The 5499-nt window shown below is 47.2% G+C and carries 6 protein-coding genes; all 6 read left to right on the top strand.

Annotation, left to right across the window (positions count from 1 at the left end):
* A partial coding sequence (locus tag VIM87_RS10535; RefSeq protein WP_331996958.1) for a thiopeptide-type bacteriocin biosynthesis protein occupies positions 1-654 on the top strand: 654 nt, incomplete at its 5' end.
* A gap of 78 nt (positions 655-732) precedes the next feature.
* Entirely contained in the window at positions 733-924 is a 192-nt protein-coding gene (locus tag VIM87_RS10530) for a class I lanthipeptide (RefSeq protein ID WP_331996957.1), read from the top strand.
* A 118-nt stretch (positions 925-1042) separates the two neighbouring features.
* Complete coding sequence (locus VIM87_RS10525) at positions 1043-2365, top strand: S41 family peptidase (protein ID WP_331996956.1); 1323 nt, start codon at positions 1043-1045, stop codon at positions 2363-2365.
* Positions 2366-2425: 60 nt separating this feature from the next.
* The gene (locus tag VIM87_RS10520; protein WP_331996959.1) at positions 2426-3514 is read left to right on the top strand and encodes a sensor histidine kinase; all 1089 of its coding nucleotides are present in this window, start codon (positions 2426-2428) and stop codon (positions 3512-3514) included.
* Between the two features lie 11 nt (positions 3515-3525).
* A complete protein-coding gene (locus tag VIM87_RS10515) occupies positions 3526-4251 on the top strand; it encodes a LytTR family DNA-binding domain-containing protein (RefSeq protein WP_331996955.1) in 726 nt (241 codons plus the stop codon).
* A gap of 100 nt (positions 4252-4351) precedes the next feature.
* Positions 4352-5499 (top strand): lanthionine synthetase C family protein (locus VIM87_RS10510; RefSeq protein ID WP_331996954.1); only part of this gene is annotated, 1148 nt, incomplete at its 3' end.

Below are 5499 nucleotides of genomic sequence, written 5' to 3'. Positions count from 1 at the left end.
CAGCCCTTTATTGCAGCCGGTTATATTCACAAACTGCAGCTGGATACCTATAACCGGGAAGCAGAACGTTATGGCAGCAACAGCATGGAGCTGGCAGAAACATTCTTTCACCTGGATAGCGTAGCCTGCACCGCCATGCTGGAAAATACGGGCGGGGATGAGCGGGAGCATATCCGCTGGCTATGGGGATTGCGCGCCGTAGATGAGCTGCTTACCTGCTTCCGCTTAACAGCCGCAGAAAAGCGCGACCTGGTGCTGCCGCTGAAAACAGCTTTTGCCGCAGAATTTAATATGGATAAAACATTAAAGCGCCAGCTGGATGAGAAGTACCGCCGGTACCGCGCAGATATTGAACGGATCCTGGATCCGGCGCAGGACCAGCAGCATGAGCTGCATACCTTAATAAACATCCTGCGGGAAAGATCTGCCGCTATGATGCAGCTGGCAGCTGAAATATTATATTTACAGGAAACCGGGCGGCTGCAGGTGCCCCTGGCAAACCTGCTGGCCAGCTACCTGCATATGATGATTAACCGTATAGCCCTTGCAGATGCCCGTAAGCAGGAAATGGTGATGTATGATTTCCTGGCCAGGCACTACCAGTCATTGGTAGCACGGGCCGGATTGGTACCTACAATCAGCGGTTTCATGTAACCATTTTAAGCCGGGCCGCTTTACAAGGTAATTTTATAACAACAAACTTTTTGTCTCACAATTTTAACCCGTTTTAAAATGAAAACAACCCTTTCAAACACAGAAAAGAAACTGTTGCTTAACAAGATCACTATTATCCGCCTGGATGCCGATAAGTTAAGCAAGATCGTAGGTGGCCATAAATCACAGGATGACGGAGAATCTACCCGGCCTGAATGCGGGAACTCGCAAAAAACCACCACCCACATACAGATACGGGACACGTTCTAAGAGCATTTAATCAAAAGGTAATTTAATGATGCGTTATATTTTGCTGCTTTACTTATGTATGTTTTGCACGAAGGTATGCGGGCAACAATGTGGTTGTGCCGAAAACTTTCAGGCAGTGATGAATAAGATGAGAACGAACTATGTAGGTTACAACGATAAGATAACTGCACAGAACAGGAACGCATTTAACCTGCTTACCGACAGCATAAAGCAGCAGGCGCTTACAGCAGACACGCGTACATGCCTGCTGCTTATGTCACGCTGGGTAGCATTTTTTAAAGACGGGCATGTATCCGTTACGCTGAATGATGATACTGCCCACCACAGCACCATCCGCCGGCTTTTCAGCAATACGGAGCAGGTGCCTGTATCCGAACAGCAGCTGGTAAGCTATCTGAATAAACAGCAGGCGCCCGATAGCCTCGAAGGCATCTGGGAAGATGAAACCGCCTCTTACCGCGTTGGCATTATGCGCCGGAAGCCCGGCTCCGCTGAGCTTACCGCATTTGTATTAAAAGCAGATAGCCTGTACTGGATGCCCGGGCAGGTGAAAATGAAGCTGGAAAAAAAAGGCGGCAGGTATACCCTGAGCGCCTATTATAACCGCACACATATTCTTTCCACACCGGTTATAACAGCCGTTAACAGGTCGGTGCTTACTCTTAGCGGAATAGGCAACTGGTACAAGCAGTATCCTGATAAGGATAAAGCAGCTGCTATACTGGCTGCTGACCCGTACCGCCCTTATTTTAAGGTGTTGGATAAGAGCACCTGCTTACTGGCCATACCCAGTGCTATGCTCGATTACAAAAGTGAGATAGACAGCCTGCTGAAAGCAAATGATGCGCTCATAAAACATACGGCCAATTTTATTATTGACGTACGCGGCAACGGCGGCGGATCTGTATTATGTTTTGAAAATTTATTGCCACTCCTTTATACACGGCCTTTCATCTCCAAAGGGGCAGCTGTGATGGCTACGCCCGATAATATCCGTGATTATTACGAATTAACGGATTTCCCCAATGTGTCAGACAGTATGAAACAGGTATTTAAAAAAGAAGCCCGGGACCTTTGGGCCCACCAGGGCGGCATTTATAACCTGTGGCCGGGTGATACCCTGGCCTTTGATACTGTACTGCCTTATCCGCGGAAAGTGGCTATACTTATTAATGAGGATTGTGCCAGCAGCACAGAGCTTTTTTTAATTAAGGCCCGGCAGAGCAGCAAGGTAACAATGTACGGCAGGCATACCATGGGCGCCGTGGATTATGCGGATGCCGCTACTACCCGGCTGCCCTGCTCTCTTTTCCGGTTAAGGTATTCCACCTCCAGGTCAAACCGTTTACCGGCAGAGCGTATAGACAATATCGGTATTCAGCCCCAGGTAAAAATACCGGCCAATGTAAAGGATTGGGTGGAATATGTAAGAATACTTTAGTATTTTAGAAACAAGCAGTACACAATGTTTTTTATCAGGCAAAAAAGATACAGGGTGATCATGATCCACGTGCTGGCGTGGACCATACACGTGTTCCTGGGTACTGTACGGCAGCTGTTTGATCCCACTGAAACCCTTAACATCAACCTGCTGGATCTGATTATAACCGAGCTGCCCTGTGTATATATTTTTTATATGCACTACTGGATCCTGGTAAAATTTTTAAGCACCCGCAAATACCTGCTGCTTTTCTTTGCAGAAATAGCGCTCTTTTTCTCCTGTGACGGTATCTATTACATTACCGGTTATATCATAGCCCCGCTCATTAATAAAGATGAAGCAGTGCCTGCTTTTGATTTTGTCCGCCACTCCGTATATACCTTATGGTTATATTCTATCTACGGTTTTTTCTCTTTTGGCTATTACTTCGGCACACAGGCAGTAAAAAAGGAAAAACAGCTGGGCGTTATGCAGCTGGAAAAGCTGAAGATAGAGCAGGACCGCCTGCAGGCGGAATATGCCTTTTTACGGGCGCAGATCAACCCCCACTTTTTACACAACACCCTTAACTTCTTTTACGCAAAATCTTTAGGTTATTCACAGGAGCTGTCGGACGGGATCCTTACCCTTTGTGAAATTATGCGCTACTCCCTTAACAGCGGGGAAGATGAGCAGGGCACCGTATGGCTGGGAAAGGAAATAGAGCACCTGCAAAATGTTATTAAGATCAACCAGCTGCGTTTCAGTAACCGGCTGCAGGTTGACCTGTGTATCACCGGCGACCTTACCAACATACGTATTATTCCGCTGGTGCTTATTACACTGGTGGAAAATTGCCTGAAACACGGAGAGCTCACCAACAAGGAAGTTCCTGTAGTTATAAAGCTGGAGGTGGATGCCGCGCAGCAGCACATTCTTTTTTCCACCTATAATAAAAAGAAAAAAGGACCCAAGGAGCTGTCGCACGGCATTGGGATGGATAACATCCGCAAACGCCTGTATGCCGCTTACAAAGATCAATACACCCTCAATATAAAGGATGAGGCAGATGCCTATACAGCAGCGCTGATCATCCGCCTGAACACAAATGCTGCCGCTGCATTATCCGCTGCCCCGGAAAATGCAGTAATTCCTAAACTTGTAATGTAAACCCGGTAATTATGATCAGCTGTATAATAGTGGATGATGAGCAACACGCCATAGATGTACTGATCCACTACATTAGTCAAACACCTTTTCTGCAGCTGGTAAAAGCTACCACCAACCCTATTGAGGGCCTGGAAATAGTGAATACGCAAAAGATAGATCTTGTATTCCTGGATATACAAATGCCGGAGCTTTCCGGCCTGGATGTAGCCCGCACCATACAGGGCAAGGCTAAAGTGATCCTTACCACGGCCTATAGCGAGTTTGCCGCAGAAGGTTTTGACCTGGAAGTGGTAGATTACCTGCTGAAGCCTATTCCTTTACCGCGCTTTTTTAAAGCAGTGCAGCGGGTGCTGAACACCGTTACATCATCGGTAACGGCAACGACTAATGAAGAAAGCATTGAGGACGATTACATTTTTGTGAAAACAGAGCTGAAAGGGAAAATGCTGAAAATTAACCTGCGGGATATTGATTACATAGAAGGCATGAAGAACTATGTAGCCATTTACCACGCCGGCCAGAAAACCATGGCCCTGCTGAATATGAAGGACCTGGAAGAAAGGCTGCCCAAAAAATATTTCCTGCGGGTACATAAATCCTACATTGTATCCGTTAATAAAATTGTAGCCATCGAAGGTAACCTGGTCGTATTAAAAAATGTAAAAGCCGAAATACTGCTGGGGGAAACCTACCGCAATAGTTTTTACGACCTCATGAAACATAAGCTCATGGGGTAATGCAAGCTGCTTGATCCCTATAATTTCCCGGTTGGTGTAGAGAATTAGCAGTAGCACAGGCGCGTGAATAAATTTGTTGCAAATAAAGAGTACAGCCGAAATGCAACAGATCGCGCAAAAACAACTGGACAATATTAACAGGGTACTGGGGGGGCAAACCAGCAATAACGATACTTTCACACAGGGTAAGCTGGGCCTTATTTATTATTATTATCACCTGTACAAGGTAACAGAATCCGCTACGCTGAAACAGCAAACCAATCAACTGCTGCAGCAGGTTTTCTCCGGTATTTATTCCGCTAACCCCACGCTGGTAGGGCCATCCCTGAGCACTGGCGGCGCAGGTTTTGGCTACACCGTTAACCTCATGCACCGTGAAGGGTTCCTGCAGCTGGAAGCGGAAAATGAGCTGGATGCCCTGGACGATTACCTGTTTAAAACCGCCCGCGGTTTTGTAGAGGAAGATAACATTGATTACCTGCATGGCGCTTTGGGGGTGGTACAATATTTTTCCGGCAGGCAGCAGGGCGCAGCAAAACAGTATGCCGATGTATTAATTGAAAAGATCTGCAAACGCGCCGTGCAGGAAGAAGCCGGCTGCTGGTTCAGGAATAACCTGATCAGGGTAGATGGCAAGCAGGTAATTAATTTTAGCCTGTCGCACGGCCTGTGTGGTATATTATTAACCCTGTTAAAGGTACATCCGGGCTCAGCACACCAGGAGCTGATCGCTAACACCGTAAAGGAAGGCATCCGCTTTATCCTGAAGCATAAAATAGATGTGGACTTCTCCCGTAACGAATACTCTTTTTTTCCGCTCATGATTGCGCGCGACGCGCATGAAATAATAACGCCCGACCGTATGGGCTGGTGCTGCGGCGACCTGAATGAGGTGCTGCTGTTTTACCGGGCTGCTAAATTGTTTGGGGATGATGGCCTGCTGCGCTTAGCCAACCTGATTGGCATGCAAAGCATGATGCGCAGGGACAGCTCATCTACCCAGGCCACTACTGCCGCTTTTTGCCATGGCGCCGCGGGGCTGGCGCAAAGCTGCCGCATACTGTACAGGGAAACAGGATTCCCCGTATACCGGGATGGCTATGAGCACTGGCTGCAAAGAACCATTTTACTGCTGGAAGATGAATTACCCAAAGGAGTATACGCCGGCAAAGAAGAAGGCTTGCTGGATGGATTAACAGGCATTGCATTAACATTACTCTCCTACATATCTGATAAAGCGCTCAATTG

Origin of the sequence: Chitinophaga sp., assembly GCF_036569125.1 — a bacterium.
GTDB lineage: Bacteria > Bacteroidota > Bacteroidia > Chitinophagales > Chitinophagaceae > Chitinophaga.
This window is presented reverse-complemented; position numbering and strand designations above follow the sequence as displayed.

What these genes read in the sequence shown, in the direction of transcription:
- VIM87_RS10530 (WP_331996957.1), top strand. Translation starts at nt 733, where the DNA reads ATGAAAACAACCCTTTCAAACACAGAAAAGAAACTGTTGCTTAACAAG.
- VIM87_RS10525 (WP_331996956.1), top strand. Translation starts at nt 1,043, where the DNA reads ATGAATAAGATGAGAACGAACTATGTAGGTTACAACGATAAGATAACT.
- VIM87_RS10520 (WP_331996959.1), top strand. Translation starts at nt 2,426, where the DNA reads ATGATCCACGTGCTGGCGTGGACCATACACGTGTTCCTGGGTACTGTA.
- VIM87_RS10515 (WP_331996955.1), top strand. Translation starts at nt 3,526, where the DNA reads ATGATCAGCTGTATAATAGTGGATGATGAGCAACACGCCATAGATGTA.